Annotated in this window: 1 protein-coding gene; it reads right to left on the reverse strand. The window is 59.2% G+C overall.

Features of this window, described 5'->3' with window-relative positions; translation table 11 throughout:
* Nucleotides 1–954 (reverse strand): alpha/beta fold hydrolase (locus A2J01_RS29030; protein WP_231916030.1); only part of this gene is annotated, 954 nt, incomplete at its 3' end.
* Between the last annotated feature and the right edge of the window lie 31 nt (nt 955–985).

Genomic DNA, 985 nt, shown 5'->3' on the forward strand with positions numbered 1-985 from the left:
AACTGTCACGAGCCGTGAGCCTTTCATCGCTTCATGCATGCCGAGGCCTTCGTCGTACGTCGTGCGGGTGTCACCGGTTGCCTGGATCTGCAATGCCGGAACGTTGTTGTCGATGTCGATCCGCGTAGGGGCCTCACTGCGCCAGAACGCGCACGGCATGATCGTGTTGTGTGTGCCGGCAAAGATCGGCTGATCATCACGGTGCTCCTCCAACTTGTTGCGGTACCACTGGGGATCGCTCGGCATCGATACGTCTCCGCAGACGATGGCGATTGTCCCGGCATAGTCAGGACCGGTTCCCAGTTCGGTCTGGAACCATGCCTGCATCAATCCCGTCAGCTGGGGATGGATGTTCTCGACGGTCTTGCCTGCGGCGAGATCGCGCAACTGAACCAATACCTGTGCGAATGCCTCACTTTCCTTCTCGGTGTCGCCGGTTCCGTTGACGTACATCAGGAATGGAAGGACGTGATCGTCGACGGCATGATCACCGATCTGTATCGGAGTGGTGGCCGCGTCCGAGATCAGCTTCTCGATGAGGGCGCGAACTTCGGCGGGCGTCGATCCGAGTGCATAGGTGGAGTTGTGTTCTGCTGCCCACTGCGAGAATCCGTCGATCGCTTTCTCGTTGGCCGGGCCCATGTCCTGGAACATCTCGTATCCGTATTTCTTCGGATCCGGTGCACTGTCGAGAACCACACGGTCGATCCTGTCCGGGAACATTTGAGCATAGGTTGCACCGAGGTATGTACCGTACGACCACCCGAAGTACGACGCCTTCTCCTGGTCGAGGGCGCCACGAATCACGTCGAGGTCTCGGGCGATGTTTTGAGTATTGATGTGCGGCAGATAGTCCGGGTACTTGTCCCAGCATGTGTCAGCGGCCTCGCGTGCGAGCGCAACACTCTCGTTCCATCCCTCGTCCGTGGTGCCCGGCGACCGCATCCATGTCATCTGTTCGACGCCGCAGTCGATCGGTGTGCTC

Origin of the sequence: Rhodococcus sp. EPR-134 (assembly GCF_001647205.1) — a bacterium.
GTDB lineage: Bacteria > Actinomycetota > Actinomycetes > Mycobacteriales > Mycobacteriaceae > Rhodococcus_F > Rhodococcus_F qingshengii.